Below are 25,638 nucleotides of genomic sequence, written 5' to 3'. Positions count from 1 at the left end.
TCTGATGCCGGGTTCCGGTGACCTGCCTACCGCAATATGAGGGCGTGGGTACTCGGGAGCGCAAAGTACAAATATAGATGCATCGCGCCACGCCGCGCAAGTGCTGATCCTTGCGCCGTGTCCCGGGGTCCGGTATACGTCCGCCGCCGAGCGGACGCCGCGCCCCTCCTCCGGCGCCGTCCCTCAGACTGAGGGGATGCAGGAGAGAACCGGCCGCCGACGCGGCGACGACGCCGAGCACCCCCGAGCCGTCCTGGCCAGCGGCTTCCTCGCGACGATCGAGGCCGACCGCCACGCGTCGGACGCCGCCACCCTCGTCGTCGACGGCACCCCGCAGTCGCACGTCGACCTCGCTGACCCGACCCACCTCTCGTTCGAGTACGTGCGCCGCATCGGGCATGCGATCGACCTCCTCGCGCCGGAGGGCGAGGCCGTCACGGCTCTGCACCTGGGCGCGGGCGCTCTGACGCTCCCCCGCTACGTCGCCGCGACCCGGCCCGGCTCCCGGCAGCAGGTCGTCGAGATCGAGGGCGCGCTGGTCGAGCTGGTGCGGGAGGCGCTCCCGCTCCCCGGGGCGCGCAGATCCGCATCCGGCAGGGCGACGCCCGCGAGGTGCTCGGCAAGCTGCCGCCCGGACTGCTGGGCAGCATCGACGTCGTCGTGGTCGACATCTTCTCGGGCGCGCGCACTCCCGCCCACGTGACGAGCGCCGAGTTCTACGCGTCGATCGCTCCGCTGCTCGCGCCGCGGGGAGTCGTCGCGGTGAACGTGGCCGACGGAGGGGCGCTCGCGTTCGCCCGCGCGCAGGCCGCGACCCTCGCCTCCGTCTTCACGCACACCGCGATCGTGACGGACACGCAGATGCTCAAGGCGAAGCGCTTCGGCAACGTGGTGATGCTCGCCTCCGCCTCGCCCCTCCATCTGGACGGGCTGCCCCGGCGCCTCGCCTCCGACCCCGCGCCCTCGAAGCTCGTGCAGGGGCGGGAGCTCGAGGACTTCGTGGCGGGCGCCTCGGTGGTCACCGACGACACGGCAACCCCGTCTCCGCTGCCCGCGCGGAGCATCTTCCAGGTGCGCCGCGGCTGATCCGCCCCGACGGCCCGGCGGCCTGCGCGCGTCACCCGGGGAGCCGGCGCGCGTGCCCGTAAACTGGACCGGCCGCAGCGGCCTCCCGCCCGTCGCGCACGACCTGCGACGCACCGGATCCGCAACCCACGAGGAAGCACTGCTCTGAGCATCATCATCCGCCATGACCCCGCGACGCTCCGCGAGGAGATCGACGTCGACGCCGCCCAGGAGCGCCTCGAGGAGATCGGCGCGCTGCGCTCTCTCGCCGCCCTCACCGAGAAGACCGAGCTGCTGCGCCTGCTCGGTCGGATCGACGAGGCCTGGGACGTGGCCAACGAGGCCGTCCGCCGCACCCGCTTCTCGGGCGACCGCGCCGAGCTCCTCACCGCGCGCGTGCGCCGCGCCCGGCTCATGCAGCTGCGCGGGCGCACCGACGAGGCGCTGTCGGAGCTCGCGCTCTGCGTCGAGGAGGCGAAGACCCACGAGTGGCACCTCGAGCACTCGTTCGCCCTCAAGCACCGCGGCCTGACCTTCTTCGAGCTCGGCGAGTACGGCCGGGCGGCCCGCGACTTCGACGCCGCCACCGCCCTCGGCGAGCGCGTCGGCGTGCCGGAGGAGGAGCTCGAGATCGCCCGGCTGGGCGTCTCGGCCGCGACCGAGTTCCAGGGTGGCGCGGCGCGCGACCGCGCCGACGGCTCCGTCCGCGGACGTCGCAGGGCCGACGGCGCGCACGACGCGGCGACCACCGACGACGCGGCGACGACCGACGACGCCGGCACGACCGACGGCGCCGACCGGTCCTGACGGCCCCTCGAACGGGAGCACGGACGCGTGGCTGAGCTCGAGCAGGTCTCTCGATGGGCCGAGGAGCTCTTCGCCGAGCACCTCGACGACTCGTGGAGCTTCGGCTTCGACCACGCGCGCACCCGCGGGGGCGCCTGCCACTGGAGCGACAAGCGGATCACGCTCTCGCGTCATCTCGCGCCCCGGTGGAGCGACGAGGAGGTGCGGCAGACGCTGCTGCACGAGATCGCGCACGCGCTCGCCGGACCCCGTGCCGGTCACGGCGCCGGGTGGCGGAGGATCGCCGCGGACCTCGGGTACACGGGGGCGCGCACGCACAGCAACCCGACCGCCGACGAGCTCGCGCCCTGGGTCGGCGCGTGCCCGAGCGGCCACGTCTTCTACCGCCACCGCCGACCCGGCAGGCCTCTCGCCTGCGGCCGCTGCGCTCGGCGCTTCGAGCCGGCGAACGCCATCGAGTGGCGCCGCCGCTCGGTCCCGTCGGCGTGAGCACGACCGGCGGTCCTCGCGCGATCCGGGGCCGCGCTCCGAGCACGGGGCAGTGGCTCGAGGAGGCCGACGGGCGCCGCTGGTGGTTCGACTCCGGCAGCACGGCGCTCGACTTCGCGTACACGGGTCCGATGCACGGCGCTCCCGGCGAGCGCCTCGACTCCGACGGCGCCCTGGCGTCCTGGCTCGCCGCTCGCTTCGACGCCGTCGGCGAGGAGGCGCGCGACGCGCGACTGGCCGACGCGCTCGTGCTGAGGGACGCGATCGCGCGCCTCGCCCGGGCGGCCGAGCGGGGCGGCTCCGGCGCGGGCGACGCGGGCGACGTCGACGTCGTCAACCTCTTCGCGGCGATGCCGGACATCCCCCCTGCGCTCTCCGGAGGGACGCGGCAGGCGGGGCGGACGAACGCCGCGGCACGACAGGCGCTCTCGACGATCGCGCGCGAGGGCGTGGAGCTGCTCGGCGGATCAGGGGCGGGGCGGTTGCGGCGCTGCGCCGCCGAGGACTGCGGGATGCTCTACCTCGACACCTCGCGGGCGGGGTCCCGCCGCTGGTGCTCGATGCAGCGCTGCGGCAACCGGGCGAAGGTCCGCGCGCACCGCAGCCGCAGCGCGGCGCGCGCGGACGGCCGCTAGGACCTCTAGTCGATGACGCGGACCTCTTTCCAGAACGCCACGTAGCCGGAGAAGTCCTTCCCCACGCGGTCGAACGCAGTCGGGTACGGCGTCGGGTACGACCAGGCGCGGTCCTTCAGGAGCCCGTCGTCGGACTTCACCGAGAAGTACTGGCACTCGCCCTTCCACGGGCAGGTGTAGGGCGTGTCGCTCGGCTCGAGCAGCTCGGTGGCGACGCTCGAGGGCGGGAAGTACCAGTTGCCCTCGATCGAGATGAGGTCGGAGTCGGGGGCGTCGGCGAGGACGACGTCGTTGAGGACGGCTTTCATGCGGGCCAGCTTTCGGGAGGGTCGCGTGCGCGGTGGGAGCGGAGGCGCTCCTTGGGAACGCTACGCCGCTGGGGGCCCGGTGGTCGAGTGGGCCGCCGGGCGCGGGGTGCTCAGCACCGTCACGGCGTCGACGGTGTCGACGCGGGCGGCGGCGGCGACCTCGGCGGAACGCCCCGCCTCCTTCAGAGCGCGGCCCGACGGGGAGGCGGAGAGCAGGTGGGAGCAGGCCCGTCGCAGTCCGTCGAAGGAGGCCGACGCGACCGCGGCGTCGGGCGAGGTGTGGTCGATCCCGAGGGAGATCAGGGCGTCGATCAGCGCGCCGGCCGCGAGCTGGTCCTCGAGGGCGAAGCGCGTCGCCCCGCTCTCGTCGGTGTCGCCCGCAGCGACGACGTTGACGCTGGTGCGGCCGCCGTTCTCGTGCTGGCGCTCGAGGATCCAGCGCGCGACGGCGGTGCGGTCGGCCAGGCCCGCCCGCACGACGTGGCCGTCGACCGACCCGGTGTCGAGGCCCGGCCCGCCCGGCAGCGCGTCGACGACGACGGTGATGTGCGCCGGAGCGAGCACCCGCAGGGCCCGCGGGCCCCAGTCGAAGCGGATCTGGTAGGTCGACTGGTCGTGGGCGGAGGACGCGGCGTTCACCCTGACACGGTACCGGGCGCATACACGGCCGAGCGCTCCCGCGCACCCGGTGACGCCGACGGGCCGGGCGGAGGAGGATGGACGACGTGAAGGTGATGCTGAAGCACGTGCTCGACACCGACGTGGACTCCGCCTGGCGCGCTCTGCAGAGCCCGGCCGTGTTCCGCGAGGTGATGTCCCCCTCCTGACCGCCGCCTCGCTCGACGAGGGCGGCTTCCGGCCGACGTGGGGGCTGGGCCCGCACGACGTGGCGATGGACGCCCTCGGGATCGTGCCGATGGGGGCGCAGGAGATCGACCTCTCCTACCGCCGCGTGCCGTCGATGCCGGACGTCCGGATCCTCCGCGACAGCGGTGCTCCGCTGACGGGTGCGCTCCGGCTGATCACCGCGTGGGACCACCGCATGGCGGTCGCTCCGCTCCCCGACGGGCGGACGCTCTTCCGCGACAGGCTCGAGTTCAGCGCCGGGCTCGCCTCGCCCGCGCTGTGGCCGTCGATGTGGGCGTTCTGGCAGTGGCGCGGCATCCGCATCCGCTCGCTCGCCCCGACCTGGCGACACGACGTGGGCGCCGATGCGCGCCCCCGCGGGGAGGCGGCGGAGTGAGCCCCGACGGCACCGCCGAGGAGCAGGTCGAGCTCTCGCGCGCCGAGCTCCTGCGCTTCCAGTGGCCCGCGAGCGAGGAGGCCGAGGAGACCGACGAGGTCTCGCCCCGCCGCCGACTCGCCTCGTCGATCGAGGTGGCCGACTGGCGCCGCCACGTGCAGGCGCTCTACGCCGAGGTCCGCCGGCTCTCGAACGTCGACCTGCTCGCTGCGCACGCCTCGTGGATCCGGGGACGCAACGCCCTCTTCGCGCACCACCCGTCCACTCCGCTGCTGCCGGTCGACCGCGCGCACTTCCGCTCGCTCCCGATCGCGCCCTACGACGCGTCCTGGCGCTTCGAGCTCGAGGTGCTGCCCGCCGAGGAGCCCCGGCGGATGGACGTGGAGACCGGGACGGACGGCACCGTTCCGTTCGAGCTGGTCGGCGCGGTCGCGGTGCCGCAGGCCGGGACGCTCGACGTCTGGCGCCTCGCCTCCTACGGGGGCGGGCTGTTCGTGCCGGTGAAGGACGCGCTGGCCGGCCGGCCCGGCGGGACCTACGGCGGCGGCCGCTACCTCCTGGACACCGTCAAGGGCGCGGACCTGGGCCCGGGGTCCACTCCGTCGACCCTCGTCCTCGACTTCAACTTCGCCTACAACCCGTCCTGCGCCTACGACCCGGCGTGGGCGTGCCCGCTCGCGCAGGCGGGGAACACGCTCGGGGTCGAGGTGCCGGTGGGCGAGCGCTACAAGGGCTGACGCGGGCCCTGTTCTGCGCCGGAGCCCGGTCGTCCGCTAGGGTGGGAGGGTGCGAGCGCGAAGTCTGCGCTCCCCCGCGTCGTAGAACGCCCCTTGTCCCCTGAGGACTCTGAACGTCGAGGACCCCGTCCCGACCATCTGGCGCACCGTGCATGAGGCCTCCGGCCGCGCGCACAGCTTCGTACGGCGAACGGATGTGACCACCGTCACCTTCGCCCGAAAGCCGATCACCCGCGCCCGGCCACCCGCCTGCGCTGTCGGATCGGCATGATGCCCCGAAAGGCACCATCCATGTCGTCCATCCCCACCTTCGCCGCTCTCGGCGTCCCCGCTCCCCTCGTCTCGGCCCTGACCGCGAACGGCATCACCGAGCCGTTCCCGATCCAGGTCGACACGCTCCCCGACACCCTGAACGGCCGCGACGTCCTCGGACGCGGCAAGACCGGCTCGGGCAAGACCCTCGCCTTCTCGATCCCGATGATCGCCCGCCTCGGCGGATCGCTCGCCGGCGGCCGCCGCCGTCCGGGCCGCCCGCTCGGACTGGTCCTCGCGCCGACCCGCGAGCTCGCCACCCAGATCACCGCTGCGATGCAGCCCCTCGCCGACGCCTACGGCATCGTCACCACGACGATCTTCGGCGGCGTCTCGCAGCAGCGCCAGGTCGCGGCCCTCAAGCAGGGCGTCGACATCGTCGTGGCCTGCCCCGGCCGCCTCGAGGACCTGATGAAGCAGGGCTTCGTCAACCTCGACGCCGTCGAGATCACCGTGCTGGACGAGGCCGACCACATGGCCGACCTGGGCTTCCTGCCCGTCGTCACGCGCATCCTCGACAAGACCCCCGCGGAGGCCAGCGCCTGCTGTTCTCGGCGACGCTCGACAACGGCGTGGACAAGCTCGTCAAGAAGTACCTGCAGAACGAGGTGCTCCACTCGGTCGACGAGGCCAACTCCCCCGTCGCGCTGATGACGCACCACGTGTTCGAGGTCGACGGCCTCGACGCGAAGAACGCGCTCGTGAAGACCCTCGCGTCCGGCACCGGCCGCCGCATCCTCTTCATGCGCACCAAGCACCACGCGAAGAAGCTCGCCAAGCAGCTCACCGGCCAGGGCATCCCCGCCGTCGACCTCCACGGCAACCTCTCGCAGGTCGCCCGCGACCGCAACCTCGCCGCGTTCGGCGCCGGCGACGTGAAGGTGCTCGTCGCGACAGACGTCGCCGCCCGCGGCGTCCACGTCGACGACGTCGAGCTCGTCATCCACGTCGACCCGCCCATGGAGCACAAGGCGTACCTGCACCGCTCGGGCCGCACCGCCCGCGCCGGCTCGGAGGGCGACGTCGTCACCGTCGTGCTGCCCACGCAGCGCGGCGACGTGAAGACCCTCCTGCGCAAGGCCGCCATCCAGGTCCAGCCCCAGCAGGTCACGGCCGACTCGGCCGCCGTCGCGAAGCTCGTCGGGAACGTCGCCGCGTACGTGACCCCGTCGGCCGTCGTCGAGCCCGCCCGCGGACAGTCGCAGGGCGGACGCTCGCAGGGCGCCAACGCGCAGCGCAAGCGCGCCGCGCGCACCGACGGCACCGGCTCCGCTCCCCGCGGCGGACGCGGCGAGCGCTCGGCGGCTCCCGCCGGCGGCTCGGACCGTCCCCGTCGCGACCGCGCCGCCTCCTCCGAGGGCGCCGCTCGCGGCGGAGCCCGCGGCGGCCGCGGCCGCACCGCCGGCGCCGCCTCGACCGGTGGCGGCTCGCGCTCGTTCTACAGCACCGCGACCGGTGGGGCCTCCTCGGCCGCCCCGGCCGGCGGCGAGCGCCGCGGCGGTCGTCGCGCCCAGGGCTGAGGCGCGCGCAGCGCGCCTCAGGTGCCGTCTTGTGCGCCGCAAGGCGGCGCACCGCGGTCGGCTCTCGTAGGCGGGTGCGGCTCGCAGAGCGGGTCGCGACCGGCTACGCCGATCCGCTGACACGCGGATCGACCGTCCGCCTCGCAGGTGCCGCTTCGGCCGCACGTGCGGGTGAGGGCGACACGCTGAACGTCGAGAAGGCCGGGAACCCCTTCTGCGGAGTCATCCGCGGAGGAGGTCCCGGCCTCTGTCGTTCCTGCGGTGGGTCGAAATCGGACCGATCGGGATGCGCGGGCGCCGTCTGCGTGGACCGAGGGGAATCAGTGCCGAATCGCTCCGTGTTCGCAACCGAGGTGGGGAGCGTGATTCGAGCCTCGGACGGTGCGCGATGACGCCCTCGGCCTCGATTCCGAACGGACCCGGGCCGCGGGAGCAGAGCCGGTCGCAGCAGACGGGCCCGACTCACGTGCCCGGTCCGTCACCTGCGGCTCCGACGCAGACGGCCGTGCCGCATGTGGCACGACGAGCAGAACGTCGGCCAGGACCACGGCTCAGCCACCGTCGCGGCTGACGGGCGCTCTCAGCCGAGGTTCCGCTTCCCGCGGAGGACGCAACGCCCGTCTCCCGAGCGGAGCACCGAAGCCCACGGCATAGCCGAACGCGCGATCCGCATGCGAGCGGACCGCGCTAGGCGGAACGCACCACGCTCTCGGGAACCCGGCCACCTCGAAGAGCCGACCGCGGGGCGCGGCCTCACCTTGCACCGGAGAGGAGCGCCGAAGCGCACGGCGGAGCCGAACGCGTGATCCGCGTGCCAGCGGATCGCGCTAGGCGGAACGCGACCCGCTCTGCAGAACGCGACCACCCACGAAAGCCGACCGCGGTGCGCCGCCCCGCGGCGCACAGAACGACACCGTCGAACGCGCGATCCGCGTGCCAGCGGATCTCGCTAGGCGGAACGCACCACGCTCTCGGGAACCCGGCCACCTCGAAGAGCCGACCGCGGTGCGCCGCCCCGCGGCGCACCGATCAGCACCGCCGACCGCGGTGCGCCGCCCCGCGGCGCACAGATCAGCGCAGCCGACCGACAGAGGCCAGCGCGGCGCGGACGAGTGCGCCGCGGCCGCCCTCCATCTCGGCCGAGACGGCCTCGGAGCAGGCCTCGTCGGGGGTCATCCAGGTGAGCTCGAGAGCGTCCTGGCGGGGCTCGCACGTGCCCGTCACGGGGACCACGTACGCGAGGGACACCGCGTGCTGGCGCTCGTCGGTGAAGGGGCCCATGCCCGGCATCGGGAAGTACTCGGCGACGTGGAAGGGCAGCGGGCTCGCGGGCAGCAGCGGGAACGCCATCGGCCCGAGGTCCTTCTCGAGGTGGCGGAAGAGCGCGTCCCGGAGGGTCTCGCCGTACATCACGCGGCCTGAGACGATCGTGCGGGTGATCTGGCCCGATGCCGTCGCGCGCAGCAGCACGCCCACCTCCGTCACCTGGCCGAGCCCGTCGACGCGCACCGGCACCGCCTCGACGTACAGCAGCGGGAGCCGACGGCGGATCTCGGCGAGTTCGTCGTCGGACAGCCACCCGGAGTTGGGGTCAGGGGTACGCACGCTCATGGAGCCATTCTTACCCCTCGTTGCTGTCCGTCCGGTTCCGTCCGGGGTGCGGCGGCGGCAGCGGCGATGATGGAGCCATGGGAATCGACGCGAACGCGGTGCTGTGGTCCTCCTCCGAGAAGGACCGGGCGGACCGGCCGCTGCTGGTGCTCCTGCACGGCTACGGCTCGCACGAGGGCGACCTGTTCTCGCTCGGCGCGTACCTGCCGCTGGAGCCGGTGCTCGCCTCCCTCCGGGCCCCGATCGCCCTGGACGGGCGGGCGAACGCGTGGTGGCCGTTGCGCGTGCCGCTGGATCCGGAGCGCCTGACGACCGACCCGGACGCCGTCGAGCGCGCCGTGCAGGACGTGCTCGACTGGCTCGATGCCCTGCAGCACCACGGTCCCGTCGGGCTGCTCGGGTTCTCGCAGGGAGCGGCCCTGGCGGTGCAGCTGCTGCGGCGCGCTCCCGCCCGCTTCGCGTTCGCCGTCGCCCTGTCGGGCTTCGTCGTGCCGCTGGCCGAGGGCGACGAGGCCGACGAGCGCCTCGCGCGGGAGCGTCCGCTCGTCTTCCGCGGGCGAGGGACACTCGACTCGGTCATCCCGCCGAGCGCCGTGGCCGAGGGCGACGCCTGGTTCCCGGCGCACACCGACCTGGACTCCCGCGTCTACGAGGGGGTGGCGCACGGGGTGAGCCAGACCGAGATCGCGGACGTCAGCTCCTTCATCCGCCGCGCCTTCGGCTGAGGGCGCCGACCACCGGCGCCGCGTCAAGGGTTTGCCCGCGGCGGACGCGCCCGTCAGTGTCGGTGGTGGCAGGGAGGATGGAACCATGCCCACCGAACCCGGCGGCAGTGCTCTCGAGCGCTTCTCCCCCGCCACCCGCGCCTGGTTCCAGGGTGCCTTCCCGGCGCCCACGGCGGCGCAGGAGGGCGCGTGGTCGGCGATCTCCTCCGGATCCCACGCGCTCGTGGTGGCCCCCACCGGCTCGGGCAAGACGCTGTCGGCCTTCCTCTGGGCCATCGACCGCCTCGTGCAGGGTCCGCCGCCGGAGGATCCGCAGCACCGCACCCGCGTGCTCTACGTCTCGCCGCTGAAGGCGCTGGGCGTCGACGTCGAGCGGAACCTCCGCTCGCCGCTGGTCGGCGTGACACAGACGGCGCTCCGCCTGAGCGCGGAGGGCGTCGGAGGCGCTCCGTCGACCGTCACGGTCGGCGTCCGCTCCGGGGACACCCCCGCGGCCGAGCGCCGCGTGCTGCAGAAGACCCCGCCCGACATCCTCATCACGACGCCCGAGTCGCTCTATCTGATGCTCACCTCGGCCGCGCGGGAGTCGCTGCGGGGCGTCGAGACCGTCATCGTCGACGAGGTCCACGCGGTCGCATCGACCAAGCGCGGTGCGCACCTCGCCGTCTCGCTCGAGCGCCTCGACGCCCTGCTGACGAAGCCGGTGCAGCGCATCGGCCTGTCGGCGACGGTGCGGCCCCGCGAGGAGGTGGCCCGGTTCCTGGCCGGCCGCTCGCCCGTCTCGATCGTCGCTCCCGTCTCCGAGAAGCAGTGGGACCTCACCGTCGTCGTCCCGGTCGAGGACATGTCCGAGCTCGGCGCCGCCGCACCCCAGGAGGGCTCGACGATGGGCGCGACCGGTCCGCAGAGCGGATCGATCTGGCCCCACGTCGAGGAGTCGATCGTCGACCGCGTGCTCGCGCACACCTCCTCCATCGTCTTCGCCAATTCGCGTCGGCTCGCCGAGCGGCTGACAGCGCGGCTCAACGAGATCTACTCGGAGCGCCGCGAGGCCGACCTCGAGCGCGCCCGGTCGGCCGCCGAGCCGGTCGCGGTCGGCGCGCTCGTCGACGACGCGATCGGATCGATGGCCACGGGCGCCTCCCGGCGCGCTCCGGCCGAGCTGATGGGCGGCGCCGGCGGCACGAGCGGCACCGGGCAGTCGGCGCCCGACGACGAGCCCCTGCTCGCCCGGGCCCACCACGGCTCCGTCAGCAAGGAGCAGCGCGCGATCATCGAGGACGACCTCAAGTCCGGCCGGCTGCGCTGCGTGGTCGCCACCTCGAGCCTCGAGCTCGGCATCGACATGGGCGCCGTCGACCTCGTCGTGCAGGTCGAGACCCCGCCGTCGGTCGCCAGCGCCCTGCAGCGGGTCGGCCGCGCGGGCCACCAGGTCGGCGAGGTCTCGCGCGGCGCGTTCTACCCCAAGCACCGGGCCGATCTGCTTCACTCGGCCGTCACGACCGAGCGGATGCGCTCCGGACTGATCGAGGCGATCCAGGTCCCGGCGAATCCGCTCGACATCCTCGCACAGCAGACCGTCGCCGCCACGGCGCTCGAGTCCCTCGACGTCGACGACTGGTTCGACATCGTCCGGCGCAGCGCCCCGTTCGTCTCGCTCCCGCGCTCGGCCTACGAGGCGACCCTCGATCTGCTGTCGGGGCGCTACCCCTCCGATCAGTTCGCGGAGCTGCGCCCCCGCCTCGTCTGGGACCGCGACGCCAACACCCTCACCGGCCGCCCCGGGGCGCAGCGCCTCGCCGTCACGAGCGGCGGCACGATCCCCGACCGCGGACTCTTCGGCGTCTTCATGGTCGGGGAGCCCGGCTCCACCGGCAACCGCGTCGGCGAGCTCGACGAGGAGATGGTCTACGAGTCGCGGGTCGGCGACGTCTTCGCGCTGGGTGCGACGAGCTGGCGGATCCAGGAGATCACCTACGACCGCGTGATCGTCACGCCCGCCTTCGGCGAGCCGGGGCGCCTGCCCTTCTGGAAGGGCGACTCCCAGGGCAGGCCCGCCGAGCTCGGCGAGGCGATCGGAGCATTCACCCGCGAACTCGGCGGAGCGGCCGTCGATCCGGCCCGGGCGCGCTGCGCCGAGGCCGGTCTCGACGAGTACGCGACGAACAACCTGCTCTCGTTCCTCGACGAGCAGCGCATCGCCACCGGTCAGATCCCCGACGACCGCACCCTCGTGCTCGAGCGCTTCCGCGACGAGCTGGGCGACTGGCGGCTCGTCCTGCACTCGCCGTACGGCATGCAGGTGCACTCGCCGTGGGCACTGGCCGTCGGGGCCCGGGTGCGCGAGCGGCACGGCGTCGACGGCGCGGCGATGGCGGGCGACGACGGCATCGTGGTCCGCATCCCCGACACCGAGTCCGAGCCCCCGGGCGCCGAGCTCTTCCTCTTCGAGCGCGAGGAGCTCGAATCGCTCGTGACCAGCGAGGTGGGCGGCTCCGCGCTGTTCGCGGCCCGGTTCCGCGAGTGCGCGGCCCGGGCGCTGCTCCTGCCCCGCTACAACCCCGGCAAGCGCTCGCCGCTCTGGCAGCAGCGCCAGCGCGCGGCGCAGCTGCTCGACGTCGCGCGGACGTACCCGACCTTCCCGATCATCCTCGAGACCGTCCGCGAGTGCCTGCAGGACGTCTACGACCTGCCCGCTCTGCTGCGGCTCGCGGCACGGCTCGACGGCCGCGAGCTGCGGATCCTCGAGGTCGAGACGCCGACCGCGAGCCCCTTCGCGCGGTCGATGCTGTTCGGCTACGTCGCCGCGTTCATGTACGAGGGCGACAGCCCGCTCGCCGAGCGGCGGGCCGCGGCGCTCTCGGTCGACGCGGCGCTGCTCGGCGAGCTGCTCGGCCGCGCCGAGCTGCGCGAGCTGCTCGACCCCGTCGTGCTCGCGCAGATCGAGCGCGAACTGCAGCGCGTCGAGCCCGAGCGCCGCCTGCGCGGGCTCGAGGGGGCCGCCGACCTCCTGCGCCTGCTCGGCCCGCTGACCATGGACGAGCTGGGCGAGCGCCTCGTCGAGGAGTCGGTCGCGTCGGCCGACGTCGCGGCCGCTCCCCGATCGCGCGCGAGACGCTCGAGGCGGTCGTCGCCCAGCTCGTGAAGGCGAAGCGCGTCCTGCCCGTCGGGCTCGGGGGCGAGCAGCGCTACGCGGCGATGGAGGACGCGGCGCGGCTGCGCGACGCCCTCGGCACACCCCTCCCCATCGGCGTGCCCGTGGCGTTCATCGACCCGGTGCGCGACCCCCTCGGCGACCTCGTCGCCCGCTACGCCCGCACCCACGGTCCGTTCACGGCGGCAGCGGTGGCCACGCGGCTGGGGCTCGGCGTCGCGGTCGTCACCGACACCCTCCGCCGCCTCTCCGGCGAGCGGCGGGTCACCGAGGGCGAGTTCCGCCCGAACGGCACGGGCAGCGAGTGGTGCGACGCCGAGGTCCTGCGCCGGCTCCGCAGCCGCTCCCTCGCCGCCCTCCGCAAGGAGGTCGAGCCGGTCGACGGGGCCGCCTACGGGCGCTTCCTGCCCACCTGGCAGCACGTCGGCGGCTCGCTGCGCGGCATCGACGGGGTCGCCTCCGTCATCGACCAGCTCGCCGGAGCGCCCATCCCGGCCTCCGCGTGGGAGACGCTGATCCTCCCGTCCCGGGTCCGCGACTACTCCCCCGCGATGCTCGACGAGCTCACGGCCACCGGTGAGGTGCTCTGGGCCGGAGCGGGGACGCTGCCCGGCAACGACGGCTGGGTGAGCCTGCACCTGGCCGAGACGGCCGGTCTCACCCTGCCCGTGCCCGGCGAGACGCTGCCGCTGGGCGAGCTGCAGCAGGAGATCGTGGGCGTGCTCGGCTCGGGGGGCGGCTACTTCTTCCGCCAGCTCTCCGACGCCGTCGGCTCCACCGACGACTCCGCCCTCGTCGACGCCCTCTGGGAGCTCGTGTGGGCGGGGCTGCTCACCAACGACACCCTCGCGCCGCTGCGCACCCTCGTCGGCACGAGCGGAGGCGCCCACCGGCAGCCGCGCGCACCCGCCCGCGCCCGCGCACCCCGCGGCCGCATGATGACGCGCCCGACGATGCAGACCCGCGTCGGTCCGCCCACGGCCGGCGGCCGCTGGTCGATCGTGCCGCTCGCCGAGTCCGACCCGACGATCCGCGGGCACGCCCTCGGCGAGGTGCTCCTCGAGCGCTACGGCATCGTCACCCGCGGCTCCGTGCAGGCCGAGGGGGTGCTCGGCGGCTTCGCGCTGGCCTACAAGGTCCTCAGCGGCTTCGAGCAGCAGGGCCGCGCCCGCCGCGGCTACTTCATCGAGAAGCTCGGAGCCGCGCAGTTCGGCACCGCCGGCAGCGTCGACCGTCTGCGGACCTTCGCGCCGCAGGACGACGCTCTGGATCGTCCGCGCCCCGTGCTCGCCCTGGCCGCCACCGACCCCGCCAACCCGTTCGGAGCGGCCCTGCCGTGGCCGCAGGGCGAGGGCCACCGGCCGGGTCGCAAGGCGGGCGCGCTCGTGGCGATCGTCGACGGCGAGCTGGCCGTCTACCTCGAGCGCGGCGGCAAGACCGCGCTCACCTTCACGTCGGACGAGACCGCTCTCGCGGACGCGGCCGGGGCGTTCGCGCAGCTGGTCCGCTCCCGCGGCGTCGAGAAGCTGACCGTCGAGAAGATCGACGGCGACTTCTCGCTCGGCACGCCGCTGGGCGACGCGCTCGTCGCGGCGGGCTTCGTCGCCAACCCGCGCGGTCTCCGGATGCGCGCGTGAGCCCCGGAGGGAGCCCCCGTGCCCGAGGGTGACACCGTCTACCGATCCGCGCACAACCTCGCCGAGGCGCTCGACGGCCAGGTCCTGACGACGTGCGACGTCCGCGTGCCGAAGTACGCGACCGTCGATCTCACCGGGGAGACCATCGACTCCGTCGTGCCCCGCGGCAAGCACCTGCTGATGCGGGTCGGCGATGCACTCATCCACTCGCACCTCAAGATGGAGGGCAGCTGGCACCTCTACCCCCTCGGCGGCGAGCGGCCGAAATGGCACCGCCCCGCGTTCCAGGCGCGCATCGTGCTCGAGACGCCCGAGTGGCAGGCCGTCGGCTTCGAGCTGGGCCTGCTCGAGATCGTTCCCCTCGCCGCCGAGCAGGACGTCATCGGCTACCTCGGTCCCGATCTCCTCGGCCCCGACTGGGATGCGGACGAGGCTCTGCGGCGCCTCTCCGCCGACCCCGAGCGGCCGATCGGCCTCGCCCTGCTCGACCAGCGGATCATGGCCGGCCTCGGCAACGTCTACCGGGCCGAGCTCTGCTTCCTCCGGGGAGTCCTGCCGACCCGTCCGGTCGGCGAGTCCGGCGATCTCGTGCGCACGATCGCCCTCGCCAAGAAGCTGATCACGGTCAACCGGGAGCGCATCGAGCGCACCACGACAGGCAACCTCCGGCCCGGGCAGCAGCTCTGGGTGTACGGCCGCGACCGCCGGCCCTGCCGCCGCTGCGGGACGCCGATCCGCCAGGGCGAGCTCGGCGACAGCGAGCTGCAGCTGCGCGTCACCTACTGGTGCCCGCACTGCCAGAGCTGAAGGGCCCAACAGAACCGGCAGAAACGCTGGTGCGTGTCGCGCGCCTTCACCGACGTCGAGGAGCATTCGGAAGCGCATCGTCGAGATCGCCCGACCACAGCACTCCCTCTCCGTCGGGGCGAACGAAGTGGACTCCGTCGCCGAGGGGCTCTGAGATGCTCTCCTGGATCTCCGCCGCTCCGGATCGGGCGTCCATTCCTGAGTCGGCGCCGAAGAAACGGCGTAAGCCGAGGACGAGACCAGGCTCGAAGCTGCTGCGATAGATGACGGCGACATGCGCCGGCCCGTCCACCCAGGCAGCGAGGATCTCCGGAGTTCGGGCATCCGGCCCGATGTCCTGCGCCACGAACTCGAGGAACGACGTCAAGATGTCCTGGGTCAAGTCTGTCTCCGGCAAGATACCTCCTGGCAATGAGCTTTGCTCAATACTAGCATGAGGAGCACAATGAATCAGAAGACCTCGCGGACCATCGGCGTCGTACTCGTCACCCTCGGGCTACTCGTCGGCGCAGCAACACCGGCAGAAGCAGCCCAGCCGCCGAAGGGATACCAGACCGACCAGGTGGTGGCGACAGTAGAGAACCCTCGGTTGGGCAAGATCCTCTTGCGTCGCGGCTTTTGGGACGCCGACATTCAGCGGGGATTCGGGATGGACAAGGCGTGGCACAAGCACGCTCTGACCTCCCGGGCAGCCCAGAAGGTGCTCCTCGGCTCCACGAACAACAAAAAACAGTCGAATGGCAACTTCGATCTTCGGACGTACGTCGGTAAGTACGACTGCAAGGACCAGTGGAACTGCACCTTAAGAGAACAGATGCTCGTTCACGCGATTTTCGACCCGACGACCTATACCAATTATCACGGCTGGCCGGTCAATGGCAAATTAGGCATGGTGACCGCCTATTGTGACAACAACGGCATCGAGAAGTGTCCACGATGGGTGACCTATGCGCTCACCAATCCTGGTAAAACGAATCCTTATCGTCTCAGCGGTGAGAGCACCGAGAAGTCCGGGCCGACTCCCCTGCCCGCGGAATCAACCCAACGATCGCAAACAGACTCGGCTGTCCTCAAGTGGAGCTACAACGAGTTGGCGCGGACAACTGCCAGAGAGTAGCGGCTCCATCACTCGTCGCTGAGGACGGCGGACCCGAACTTTTTTTCCACCAAATCCTCGCACTCCGAGTTCCGAGGCTGTCGACGAGTGCCCGCCCTGCCGGACCCGAGGGCGACACTCCGCCTTCGCGGTCGGCAGGGACCGGCGAGCACGACCGGCGCGACCGGTATCGCCCCGTTCGCGGTCAGCACGCAGAGCGTGTTTTCGAGCGAGCGCCCCGCTCAGGCCCTCCTCACCATCAGGTGACCACGCCCGGCGAATCCGCGACCTCCGTCGCGACGGCGTACCTCACCGAGACCGACTGACCGTCACCACCGATCGACTGGAGCACCCGCCGGTCGTCCCGCGGGGTGGGGCCACTCTCCCCTCTCGGTTCGTCACGCAGAAGCCGGCGCTACTCCGCCTTCGCCGCCCGGGGTCCCGGGACGTGGGCGGTGTGCACGGTCAGCTCGAGCCGCTCGATCGACTCGACGCGCGGAGCGACCTCGCCGCCGTTCGCGACGATCCAGCTGCCGACCAGCAGCAGCTCGTCCTGGCCCGCGGTCAGCGGACCGCTGACGGCGAAGGTGCCCAGTGTCGGAGTCGAGAACGTCACACGCACGGGATCGCCGTGCTGCAGCCCGTCGACCGAGCGCTCGCCCGCCGATGCCTCGGACGCCGCGGCCAGCGCCAGGCTCTGCACCTCGGTGCCCGTTCCGAGGAACACGTCGGCGACCACCAGCTCTCCGCCGACCGCGCGGCCGACCACGCCCTCGATCCCGTAGAGCCCGTAGCGGGGCGAGCGGATGAGCATCCGCACGTCGTCGCCGACGCCGATCTCGGCGAACGCCCCCCGGATCGACTGCACGTCGCGGCGGGCGGGAGCGGAGGCCAGGGCGTCGAGGATCTGCATCCGATCAGGGTAGCCCGCCGCGGCCGTGCGGCGACGGCCCGGGAACGACGAAAGCCCTGCCGGAGCAGGGCTTTCGAGAGGTGCGGAGTCGGTGGGATTTGAACCCACGGAACCCAATAAAGGGTTCTCCACCTTAGCAGGGTGGTGCACTCGACCGGACTATGCGACGACTCCCGAGCGCCCGCTGGGCGAACGCACGACGACCATCATAACCGCACCCGGCGGGCCGGGACGACACCGGCCCGCCGGGCGTCCGGGAGGCGGCGGCTACTGCTCGTCGAGTGTGCGGCCGACGGTGCAGGTCTCCTGCTGGGCCGTCTGCCCCGAGACGTCGCTGGGGAGCGCCACGGCGGTCTCCTCCGGCACCGGGGCGGTGGTGGCGGGCGCGCCGGTCTCCTCGGGAGCGGGCTCCGGGGTCGCGGGCTCCTTGGGAACCGAGGGGACGGGCGTGGATCCGTCGGCCGACTCGGAACCGCCGCCGGTCGTGCCGGTCAGCGCGATCGGCTGGTCGGCCTGCAGCGCGGCGATCAGCGTGGCCGCCGCCTCCTCGCTCGGGTAGACGCCGTTGCCGTCGATGAACGTGGGGTACTGCACGAAGACCACGTTGGCGAGGTCGACGTCCTTCACGGCGAGGCCGATCGAGACCATGGTGTTGACGTTCTCGAGCGAGGTCGAGAGCTGCATGTTCGACACCGCGGCCTTGGCGAGCCCGTACAGCGCGACGGGATTCGACAGGGTCGAGGCGCTCTTCACCTTGCGCACGAGCGACGAGAGGTAGACCTGCTGGCTCGAGATGCGGGTGAGGTCGCTGCCGTCGCCGACACCGTGCCGCGTGCGCAGGAACGCCAGCGCCTCGGCGCCGACGAGTGTGTGGGTGCCGGCCGTCAGCGTGAGGCCCGTGTACACGTCCTCGAGGGGTGTCGCGACGCAGACGTCGACGCCTCCGACCGCGTTGGACATCTCGATGACGCCCTCGAACTGGATGAGCGCGGCGTAGGGGATCTCGAGACCCGTGAGCTGCTCGACCGTCTGCACGGTGCAGGCGAGACCGCCGAGCTCGAGCGACTGGTTGACCTTCTCCGAGCTCACCGGCTCGGTCACGGCTCCCGTCGCCGGATCGGTGCACGAGGGGATCGGCACGTACAGGTCGCGGGGGAAGCTGACGACCTCGACCGTCGAGTGGTCCTCCGAGATGTGCATCAGCATCGTCACGTCGTTGAGGTTCTCGGAGCGGTCGCCGAACGCGCCCGCCTCGGAGCCCTCTGCGCTGTCGCTGCCGGCGAGGAGGATGTTGACCCCGCCCTCGATCGCACCGATCTCGGGCACCGGGCTGCCGGACGAGCCGGCCTCGAGGTCGACGGACGGACGAGCGCTGCCGGCGATCATCGAGACCGCGATCGCGACGATGCAGACGGTGCTGACGACTCCGACCCCGATGCACGCGGCGAGGACGCGACCGAGGTGGCGCAGTCCGCTCTGGGGGCGCAGACGGCCGTGCCGGGCGGCGGTCCTGCGCGACGGGGCGGGTTCGCTCATCGGGTCGTTCTCCCTCTCCGTAGCGCGGCAGGAGCCGCTCCGTGCCGCTCACCGCCGATCGGCGCTCCAGGAGGAGCGTATCCCGCGGGGCGCGCGCGTCTCCGGCTCAGCCGAAGAACCCGACCGAGCAGGACTGCTGATCGGCCCTCACGCCGGTGACCTCGGCCGGCAGGGCGACCTCGCCTCCCGCCGTGGGAGCCGGGGCCGCCGTGCCGGGAGTCGCCTCCGCGGTCGCGAGCGGCTCGGCGGTCGCGGGGCCGGCGGGCGGCTCGGTCGTGGCGGGCGTCTCGACGGCGGGCTCGCCCTCGACGACGGCGCCACCGCCGGTTCCTCCGGTGATCGAGATCGGCTGATCGGCCTGCAGCGCGCTCGCCAGGACGTCGCCCGCGGTGCGATCGGGCACCACTCCGCCGTACGCCTCCGCGGTGGGGTACTGCGCGAAGACGATGTCCGCCAGCTCGACGTCGCTGAGCGCGAGGCCCATCTGCACCATTGTGTTGACGTTGTCGAACCCGGTCGAGAGCGTCATGTTGCCCAGGGCCGCCTTGGCGAGCCCGTAGAGGGCGACGGGGTTCAGGAGGGTGTCGGCGCTCTTGATCTCGCGCATGAGCGACGAGAGGAACACCTGCTGGTTGCTGATGCGGGTGAGGTCGCTGCCGTCGCCGATGCCGTGGCGGCTGCGCAGGAACTGCAGAGCGGCCATGCCCTCCAGGGAGTGCGTGCCGGGCTCGAGGTAGGTGTTCGTGTACGGGTCGGCGATCTCGGTGGCGACGCAGACGTCGACTCCGCCGACGGCGTTCGACATCTCGATGACGCCGTTGAACTGGACCACCGCGCCGTAGTCGACGCTGATGCCCAGGAGGTCCTCGACGACGCCGGCGACGCAGCCCAGGCTGACGTCCTTGCCCATCGCCTCGTTGATCTTGGTGCCGGAGCGCTCGGCGATCGTCTCGCCGGTGGCCGCGTTCACGCAGGAGGGGATGTCGACGTACATGTCGCGCGGGAAGGAGACGACGGTGGCGTTGGTGTGGTCGGCCGAGACGTGCAGGAGCATGTTCACGTCGTTCAGGACGCTCGTCTCCTGGTCGGGGTCGCCGTAGGCGTCGCCCTGGCCCTGGCGGGAGTCGCTGCCGACGACGAGGACGTTGAAGCCGCCCTCCAGCGCGCCGATCTCGGGGGCCGAGGCGGCCGCTCCGACGCCGGATCCCGCGGCCACCGGATGCAGATCGACGGACGGCTGGGCGGACTGCACGAGGAGGGTCGCGGCGATCGCGACGATCGAGACCGACGCGGCGATTCCGACTCCGGAGACCGCTGCCGCGGCCTTCACGAGCGTGCGCGGGAGGCTGTGCCGCTTCTGCCGACCGTGCCGCACGAAGGGGCGCGGGGACCGCGCCGACTCGTCCGCGGCGGATCGGTCCGTCGAAGGGCGCGTCCTGAGCATCCGTCTCCCGTTCGTGTGCGTGCGTGCTGCCTGGTTCCTGCGCGCCGCAGCCGGGAGGGGGTCACCGGCGAGCGCGCGTCGGGACATAGTACCCGGGGACCTGCGGAACGGCCGGGGAACCCGTCACCGAGCGGATCGCGACCGCGGACGCGCGGTCGGGCCGGGACGGACCGCTCCGCTCGGTGGCGGTGCCGCCGGCGCCCGGGATCGTCGATCGGAGCGGAGGGCTAGGGATTCGAACCCTAGAGGCATTTCTGCCCACCAGTTTTCAAGACTGGCTCCATCGGCCGCTCGGACAGCCCTCCTCGCCGCGTCCCAGGGGGTCGCGACAGTCGATGGTAACCGACGGGCGTCCGCCGAGCGGGGCACCCGTGCGCAACCGAGGACGGGAGCCGCGCAGCGGGCCTCGACGCCGCCTCCGGACCCCGTGGACCTCCGGAGAGGACAGCTGCGTCAGCGCAGCGACGACAGGGCGGCGGCGACGCCGTCCTCCTCGACCGTGGGGATCACGGCGGAGGCGACGGCGCGGACCTCGTCGGGGGCCTGGCCCATCGCGAGGCCGGCGCCCTGCTCGGCGGCCCAGGTGAGCATCTCGATGTCGTTGCGGCCGTCGCCGAGGGCGACGACGTCGGAGCGCTCGATGCCGAGCTCCTCGCGCACGACCTCGAGGGCGGTCGACTTGTTGACGCCGTGCGGGGCGATGTCGAGCCAGGCCGTCCAGCCGATGGCGTAGCTGACCTGGTGGAGCCCCATCTTCTCGACGAGGCCCGAGAACTCGTCGATGCCGGTCTCGGGCGAGATGACGACGACGCGGGTGCACAGGCGGCCGAGGAGCTCCTCGAACGGGACGTGGGTGGTCTCGACGCCCATCACCGCGCCGCCGGGGAACGCCTCGGTGTAGAAGAAGGCGCCGTGCTCGTCCTCGACGGCGTAGTGCGCCTCGGGGAGGAACCGGAAGATGTTCTGCAGCACCTCGGTGGGGTCGAAGGTCTTGACGATCTCGGGGCGGTAGCCGCCCTCGACGCCCTCGTCGCGGCGCAGGGTGACGGCGCCGTTGCAGCAGATCACGAATTCCGGAGCGATGCCCAGGCGCGCGACGACCGGCAGCGTCGAGGCGGGCGAGCGGCCGGTGGCGAGCATGACCTCGTCGCCCTGGCGCTCGACGCGCAGGATCTCCTCGATCACGACGTCGGTGATCGTGCCGTCCTCGTGCATGACGGTGCCGTCGATGTCGAGGGCGACGAGCCGCCGGCCGGAAGCGGCGCTCATGCGGTCGCGACCGGCTCGAGGACCTCGAGGCCGCCCAGGTGCGGGCGCAGCGCCTCCGGGACCACGACCGAGCCGTCGGCGCGCTGGTGCGTCTCGAGGAGCGCGACGATCCAGCGCGTGGTGGCGAGCGTGCCGTTCAGGGTGGCGACGGGAGCGGTCTTCCCGGACTCGGTGCGGTAGCGGGTGTCGAGGCGGCGGGCCTGGAACGTGGTGCAGTTCGAGGTGGACGTGAGCTCGCGGTACGCGTCCTGCGTGGGCACCCAGGCCTCCACGTCGAACTTGCGCGCAGCGCTCTGGCCGAGGTCGCCCGCGGCCGTGTCGATCACGCGGTAGTGCAGGCCGAGGCTCTGCAGCATGCCCTCCTGGTACGAGAGGAGGCGCTGGTGCTCGGCCTCCGCGTCCTCCGGGAGCGTGTAGACGAACATCTCGAGTTTGTTGAACTGGTGCACGCGGATGATGCCGCGGGTGTCCCGGCCGCCCGAGCCGGCCTCGCGGCGGTAGCAGGTGCTCCAGCCCGCGTAGCGCTTGGCGCCGCTCGAGAGGTCGAGGATCTCGTCGCTGTGGTACCCGGCGAGGGCGACCTCGCTGGTTCCGGTGAGGTAGAGGTCGTCGTCGCGCAGGCGGTAGACCTCGTCGTCGTGCTCGCCGAGGAAGCCGGTGCCGTCCATGATCTCGGGCTTGACCAGCGTGGGGGTGATCAGCGGGGTGAAGCCCGCCTCGAGCGCGCGCTCGAGGCCGAGGTTCATCAGGGCGATCTCGAGGCGGGCGACGAGGCCCTTGAGGAAGTAGAAGCGGGCGCCGCTGACCTTCGCTCCGCGCTGCATGTCGATGCCGTCGAGGAGCTCGCCGATCTCGAGGTGGTCGCGGGGCTCGAAGTCGAAGACCGGGCGCTCGCCGACCGTCTTGACGAGCTCGAACTTCTCCTCGCCGCCGGCCGGCACGCCGTCGATGACCGGGTTCGCGATGCGCTTCACGAGCGAGGTGAAGCGCTCGTCGGCCTCGGCCGCCTCCTGCTGGGCCTGCTTGGCGGCGGCTGCGAGGCGCTGCGCCTCCTGCACGAGGGCGGCCTTCTCGTCCTTCGGGGCCTTCGCCACGGTCTTGCCGAACGCGTTCTGCTCGGCGCGCAGACGCTCGGCCTCGGTGATCGCAGCACGCCGGACACGGTCGGCCTCGAGGGCCTCGTCGACGAGCTCGACGGAGTCGCCGCGCGCCTCCTGAGAGCGCTTGAGGACGTCCGGGTTCTCGCGGAGGAGCAGTGGATCGATCACCCCGGCAGTTTAGCCGGGGGCGCGCATCCCGCCCGCCGCACCTGGGGATCGACCGAGCAGGCGATCCGAACGCGGGCAGTGCTGAGACTCTAGGGGGCCCCCTCCCCCGTCCCCCGAAGTGGAACCACCGCATGACCGACCAGACCTCCCCCGTCCTCGTCGAGCGCGACGGGCCGATCGCCCGCATCGTGCTGAACCGCCCCGACGCCCTGAACGCCATCGACCTCGGCACGGCCCGGGCGCTCCTGCGCACCGTGGCCGACCTCGACGCCGATCCGGCGGTCGCGGTCATCGTGATCCAGGCGGCCGGACGGGCCTTCTGCACGGGCGGCGACGTCTCGGCGATCATGAGCGCGCCGGAGCCGGAGCTCTACCTCCGCGACGTCGCGACCACCTCGGCCGAGGTCTTCCGCCTGCTCGAGAGCGCCCGGGCCGTCGTGGTCTGCGCGATCGACGGGATGACGGCGGGGGCCGGCATCGCCTTCGCCCTCGCCGCCGACATCGTGGTCGCGACGCCCGCGGCGGTGTTCCTCAGCGCCTACGGCGACGTCGGCCTCGTGCCCGACTGCGGGGTGACGGTCGCCCTCCCCCGCACGATCGGCCGGCGCCGCGCGCTCGACTTCGCCCTCACCGGCCGACCCGTGCGCGCGATCGAGGCGCTGGAGTGGCAGCTCGTCACCGAGATCGTTCCGCGGGCCGATCTCGCAGCTCGGATCGACGAGCGCGTCACCGCGCTCGCCTCCCGACCCGCGCACGTGGCCGCCGCGACCCGTCGGCTGCTGCGGACGGATCCGGCGGACCTCGCGGAGCGGATCGAGGAGGAGACCGGCCTGCTGGTCGACTTCCTCGCGGTGCCCGCGACCCGGGCGCTCCTGGACGCCGAGCACGACCGCCAGCGCGCCCGCCGCGCCCGCACCACCGCCGGGGTCTAGGGCCTGTCCAGCCCCGGCACCGGCGCCGCCCGCTACCGTTCGTGCATGGCGGAGACGGGACCGAGGCGAGCGGCGGTCGTCGTGAACCCCTCGAAGGGCGATCAGGCGCGGCTGCGGGCGCTCGTGGCGGCGGCGGAGCAGGAGCACGGCTGGGAGGCGACGGTCTGGTTCGAGACGACCCCGTCGGAGCCGGGCGCCACGCAGGCCCGCGCGGCCGTCGCCTCCGGGGTCGACGTCGTGCTCGCCGCCGGCGGCGACGGCACGGTGCGCTCGGTGGCGGAGGGGCTCCGCGGCTCGGGCACGGCCCTCGCGGTGCTGCCGTTCGGCACGGGCAACCTGCTCGTGCGCAACCTCGGCCTGCCGCTGAGCTTCGAGGAGGCGGTGCGCGTCGCGTTCGGCGGCGGCGAGCGCCGGATCGACACCGGAGTGGTGACGCTGGAGCGCCCGGACGGCGAGCGGGTCGAGAACGTCTTCCTCGTCATGGCCGGCCTGGGCATCGACGCGAAGATGATCGCGAAGACCAGCACGAAGCTGAAGAAGGCGGTCGGCTGGCTGGCCTACGTGGACGGCGGGATGCGCGCGCTGGCCGAGCTGGAACCCGTGAAGCTGCGGTACTCGCTCGACGGCTCGGCCTCGCGGTCGGTCTCGGTCCACTCCGTGATGGTCGGCAACTGCGGTGTCCTGCCGGGCGGGATCCTGCTGATCCCCGACGCCGAGCCGGACGACGGCGTGCTCGACATCGTGGCGCTGCGCCCGCGCGGGCCGCTGGGCTGGCTCAAGGTCTGGAACACGATCACGTGGGAGAACGGCGTGCTGCGCCGCTCCGCCGCGGGCCGCAAGCTGATCGACCTGCGCGAGGACGCCCGCGACGTCATCTACCTCAAGGGGGAGGACATCCGGATCCGCGTCGACGAGCCGCAGGAGATCCAGCTCGACGGCGACGGCTTCGGACTCGCCAAGGGAGTCCGGATCCGCGTGGACACGGGATCGCTGCTCGTCCGGGTGCCCGTGCGCTGAGTCGCGGGCGATCCGTCAGCGCCGCCACTCCGGCGGCGGCACCGCGAGGCCGTCGAGGTCGGCGAGCGAGGCCGCTCCCGACTGGCGCAGCATGCTGCGGAACTCGCCGTCGATCACCGCGAGCAGCGCCGCCACCTCGTCCGCGCCCCCGACCGCGAGCGCCCACATCGCCGGCCGTCCGACGAACACGGCGCGGGCCCCGAGAGCGAGCGCGGCGAGCACGTGCCGGCCGCTGCGCACCCCGCTGTCCACGTACACCTCCGCGTCACGGCCCACCGCCTCGACCACCTCGGCGAGGGCGCCGACGGCGGTGATCGAGCCGTCCATCCGCCGTCCCCCGTGCGTCGAGACGACGACCCCGGAGGCGCCGGCGTCGACCGCGCGGCGCGCATCCTCCCCGCGCAGCACGCCCTTGACCACCACCGGGCGCCCGGTGACCGACGCGAGCCACTCGATGTCGTCGAGGCCGGGATGCGGCACCGGGTGGCCGAGCACGCGCTCCCGCTCGTGGGGCGTGAGGTTGCCCAGGCGCGCACGTCCTGGCACGTCCGGCCAGGTCAGCGGTTCGACCCCGGCGCGCTCCTCGCGCAGCACCGGAGTCTCGACGGTGAGCAGCATCGCGCCGGCGCCCGCCTGCGAGGCCCGCTCCACCAGGGCGCGCGTCACGTCGCGCTCGGCCAGCAGGTACACCTGGAACCACCACGGCGCACCCGCCGCCGCGATGCGCTCGAAGGGCACGGCCGTGTTGGTCGAGACGCCCAGCAGCGTGCCGGCGCGCGCCGCCGCCTCCGCCATCGCCTCCTCGCCCCGCGGATCCGCGGCCACCTGCTGCGCCATCGGAGCGATCATCACCGGGCTCTCGAGCGGGGTGCCGAGCACGGTGGTGGCGATCGACGTGTCGGGCTCGCCGCGGAGTGCCGCCGGCCGGAACCGCACCGCGTCCCAGGCCGCGAGATCGGCGTCGCGCTCGAGGCGGCCCCCGGCGACCGCTCCGTAGTAGTCGGCGACGAACCACGGGAGTGCCGCGCGGGCGCGCTCCTCGAGCTCGGCGGCGAGGCGCAGCGACGGGGCGGTGCCGTCAGTGCTCCTGCTCTCAGTGCTCCTGCCCTCGAT

General features: G+C 73.0%; 20 protein-coding genes, 2 tRNA genes and 3 pseudogenes. 13 read left to right on the top strand and 12 right to left on the bottom strand.

Features of this window, described 5'->3' with window-relative positions; all coding sequences use genetic code 11:
• The first annotated feature begins 196 nt into the window (after nt 1-196).
• From AC0CID_RS18045 to AC0CID_RS18030, 4 genes and pseudogenes are all read left to right on the top strand, one after another.
• Nucleotides 197-1,086: pseudogene (locus AC0CID_RS18045) on the top strand (spermidine synthase).
• A 309-nt stretch (nt 1,087-1,395) separates the two neighbouring features.
• Nucleotides 1,396-1,872, top strand: a complete 477-nt coding sequence (locus AC0CID_RS18040; RefSeq protein ID WP_465227893.1) for a hypothetical protein — start codon at nt 1,396-1,398, stop codon at nt 1,870-1,872.
• Nucleotides 1,873-1,899: 27 nt separating this feature from the next.
• On the top strand, nt 1,900-2,361 hold the full coding sequence (locus tag AC0CID_RS18035; protein ID WP_465227892.1) for a SprT-like domain-containing protein: 462 nt from the start codon (nt 1,900-1,902) through the stop codon (nt 2,359-2,361).
• Nucleotides 2,358-2,996 carry a CGNR zinc finger domain-containing protein gene (locus AC0CID_RS18030; RefSeq protein WP_465227891.1) on the top strand — a complete coding sequence of 213 codons (639 nt, stop codon included), beginning with the start codon at nt 2,358-2,360 and terminating at the stop codon, nt 2,994-2,996. The genes AC0CID_RS18035 and AC0CID_RS18030 overlap by 4 nt, the downstream gene beginning before the upstream one ends.
• 5 nt (nt 2,997-3,001) lie before the next feature.
• Here the strand turns inward: AC0CID_RS18030 and AC0CID_RS18025 are convergent, their stop codons facing one another.
• Nucleotides 3,002-3,304, bottom strand: coding sequence for a DUF427 domain-containing protein (locus AC0CID_RS18025; protein WP_207403199.1), 303 nt, complete (start codon nt 3,302-3,304; stop codon nt 3,002-3,004).
• A gap of 60 nt (nt 3,305-3,364) precedes the next feature.
• Complete coding sequence (locus AC0CID_RS18020) at nt 3,365-3,943, bottom strand: 2-phosphosulfolactate phosphatase (RefSeq protein WP_465227890.1); 579 nt, start codon at nt 3,941-3,943, stop codon at nt 3,365-3,367.
• 253 nt (nt 3,944-4,196) lie between these two features.
• On the opposite strand from AC0CID_RS18020, the gene AC0CID_RS18015 reads away from it, so the two are divergent.
• The 3 genes and pseudogenes from AC0CID_RS18015 (at nt 4,197) to AC0CID_RS18005 (ending at nt 7,116) form a co-directional block, all read left to right on the top strand.
• Nucleotides 4,197-4,547 (top strand): hypothetical protein, encoded by a 351-nt coding sequence (locus AC0CID_RS18015; protein ID WP_465227889.1) that lies wholly within the window; start codon nt 4,197-4,199, stop codon nt 4,545-4,547.
• 128 nt (nt 4,548-4,675) lie between these two features.
• Nucleotides 4,676-5,284: a DUF1684 domain-containing protein gene (locus AC0CID_RS18010; protein ID WP_465228135.1), complete on the top strand. Its 609-nt coding sequence runs from the start codon at nt 4,676-4,678 to the stop codon at nt 5,282-5,284.
• A gap of 291 nt (nt 5,285-5,575) precedes the next feature.
• A pseudogene (locus tag AC0CID_RS18005) lies at nt 5,576-7,116 on the top strand (DEAD/DEAH box helicase).
• Nucleotides 7,117-8,187: 1,071 nt separating this feature from the next.
• On the opposite strand, the gene AC0CID_RS18000 reads toward AC0CID_RS18005, so the two are convergent.
• Nucleotides 8,188-8,727: an NUDIX hydrolase family protein gene (locus AC0CID_RS18000; protein ID WP_207403202.1), complete on the bottom strand. Its 540-nt coding sequence runs from the start codon at nt 8,725-8,727 to the stop codon at nt 8,188-8,190.
• A gap of 77 nt (nt 8,728-8,804) precedes the next feature.
• On the opposite strand from AC0CID_RS18000, the gene AC0CID_RS17995 reads away from it, so the two are divergent.
• The 3 genes and pseudogenes from AC0CID_RS17995 to AC0CID_RS17985 all read left to right on the top strand — a co-directional run bounded on the left by AC0CID_RS17995 (nt 8,805) and on the right by AC0CID_RS17985 (nt 15,050).
• Nucleotides 8,805-9,452: an alpha/beta hydrolase gene (locus tag AC0CID_RS17995; RefSeq protein WP_465227888.1), complete on the top strand. Its 648-nt coding sequence runs from the start codon at nt 8,805-8,807 to the stop codon at nt 9,450-9,452.
• Nucleotides 9,453-9,537: 85 nt separating this feature from the next.
• Nucleotides 9,538-14,243: pseudogene (locus AC0CID_RS17990) on the top strand (ATP-dependent helicase).
• A gap of 18 nt (nt 14,244-14,261) precedes the next feature.
• On the top strand, nt 14,262-15,050 hold the full coding sequence (locus AC0CID_RS17985) for a DNA-formamidopyrimidine glycosylase family protein (protein ID WP_465227887.1): 789 nt from the start codon (nt 14,262-14,264) through the stop codon (nt 15,048-15,050).
• A 46-nt stretch (nt 15,051-15,096) separates the two neighbouring features.
• Here the strand turns inward: AC0CID_RS17985 and AC0CID_RS17980 are convergent, their stop codons facing one another.
• Nucleotides 15,097-15,432: a hypothetical protein gene (locus AC0CID_RS17980; RefSeq protein WP_465227886.1), complete on the bottom strand. Its 336-nt coding sequence runs from the start codon at nt 15,430-15,432 to the stop codon at nt 15,097-15,099.
• Nucleotides 15,433-15,495: 63 nt separating this feature from the next.
• Between AC0CID_RS17980 and AC0CID_RS17975 the strand changes: the two genes are divergently transcribed.
• Complete coding sequence (locus AC0CID_RS17975; RefSeq protein WP_465227885.1) at nt 15,496-16,167, top strand: hypothetical protein; 672 nt, start codon at nt 15,496-15,498, stop codon at nt 16,165-16,167.
• 394 nt (nt 16,168-16,561) lie between these two features.
• On the opposite strand, the gene AC0CID_RS17970 is transcribed toward AC0CID_RS17975, so the two are convergent.
• From AC0CID_RS17970 to serS, 7 genes are all read right to left on the bottom strand, one after another.
• Complete coding sequence (locus AC0CID_RS17970; RefSeq protein ID WP_465227884.1) at nt 16,562-17,059, bottom strand: hypothetical protein; 498 nt, start codon at nt 17,057-17,059, stop codon at nt 16,562-16,564.
• An 83-nt stretch (nt 17,060-17,142) separates the two neighbouring features.
• Nucleotides 17,143-17,233, bottom strand: a tRNA-Ser gene (locus AC0CID_RS17965).
• A 93-nt stretch (nt 17,234-17,326) separates the two neighbouring features.
• Nucleotides 17,327-18,595, bottom strand: a complete 1,269-nt coding sequence (locus AC0CID_RS17960; protein ID WP_465227883.1) for an LCP family glycopolymer transferase — start codon at nt 18,593-18,595, stop codon at nt 17,327-17,329.
• Nucleotides 18,596-18,701: 106 nt separating this feature from the next.
• A complete protein-coding gene (locus AC0CID_RS17955) occupies nt 18,702-19,925 on the bottom strand; it encodes an LCP family glycopolymer transferase (protein ID WP_465227882.1) in 1,224 nt (407 codons plus the stop codon).
• A gap of 334 nt (nt 19,926-20,259) precedes the next feature.
• A tRNA-Ser gene (locus AC0CID_RS17950) sits at nt 20,260-20,344 on the bottom strand.
• A 148-nt stretch (nt 20,345-20,492) separates the two neighbouring features.
• Nucleotides 20,493-21,308 carry an HAD family hydrolase gene (locus AC0CID_RS17945; RefSeq protein WP_465227881.1) on the bottom strand — a complete coding sequence of 272 codons (816 nt, stop codon included), beginning with the start codon at nt 21,306-21,308 and terminating at the stop codon, nt 20,493-20,495.
• The gene (gene serS / locus AC0CID_RS17940) at nt 21,305-22,576 is read right to left on the bottom strand and encodes a serine--tRNA ligase (RefSeq protein ID WP_465227880.1); all 1,272 of its coding nucleotides are present in this window, start codon (nt 22,574-22,576) and stop codon (nt 21,305-21,307) included. Before serS ends, AC0CID_RS17945 begins: the two co-directional genes overlap by 4 nt.
• Nucleotides 22,577-22,707: 131 nt before the next feature.
• On the opposite strand from serS, the gene AC0CID_RS17935 reads away from it, so the two are divergent.
• Both AC0CID_RS17935 and AC0CID_RS17930 read left to right on the top strand, forming a co-directional pair.
• On the top strand, nt 22,708-23,508 hold the full coding sequence (locus tag AC0CID_RS17935; RefSeq protein WP_465227879.1) for an enoyl-CoA hydratase/isomerase family protein: 801 nt from the start codon (nt 22,708-22,710) through the stop codon (nt 23,506-23,508).
• Nucleotides 23,509-23,553: 45 nt separating this feature from the next.
• Nucleotides 23,554-24,525 (top strand): diacylglycerol/lipid kinase family protein, encoded by a 972-nt coding sequence (locus AC0CID_RS17930; protein ID WP_465227878.1) that lies wholly within the window; start codon nt 23,554-23,556, stop codon nt 24,523-24,525.
• A gap of 15 nt (nt 24,526-24,540) precedes the next feature.
• On the opposite strand, the gene AC0CID_RS17925 is transcribed toward AC0CID_RS17930, so the two are convergent.
• Nucleotides 24,541-25,587, bottom strand: coding sequence for an alpha-hydroxy acid oxidase (locus AC0CID_RS17925; protein WP_465228134.1), 1,047 nt, complete (start codon nt 25,585-25,587; stop codon nt 24,541-24,543).
• Nucleotides 25,588-25,638: the final 51 nt, after the last annotated feature.

Source organism: Rathayibacter sp. AC451 (genome assembly GCF_979253095.1).
The sequence above is the reverse complement of the archived record's forward strand: the minus strand, read 5'-3'. Positions and strand labels throughout refer to the sequence as shown.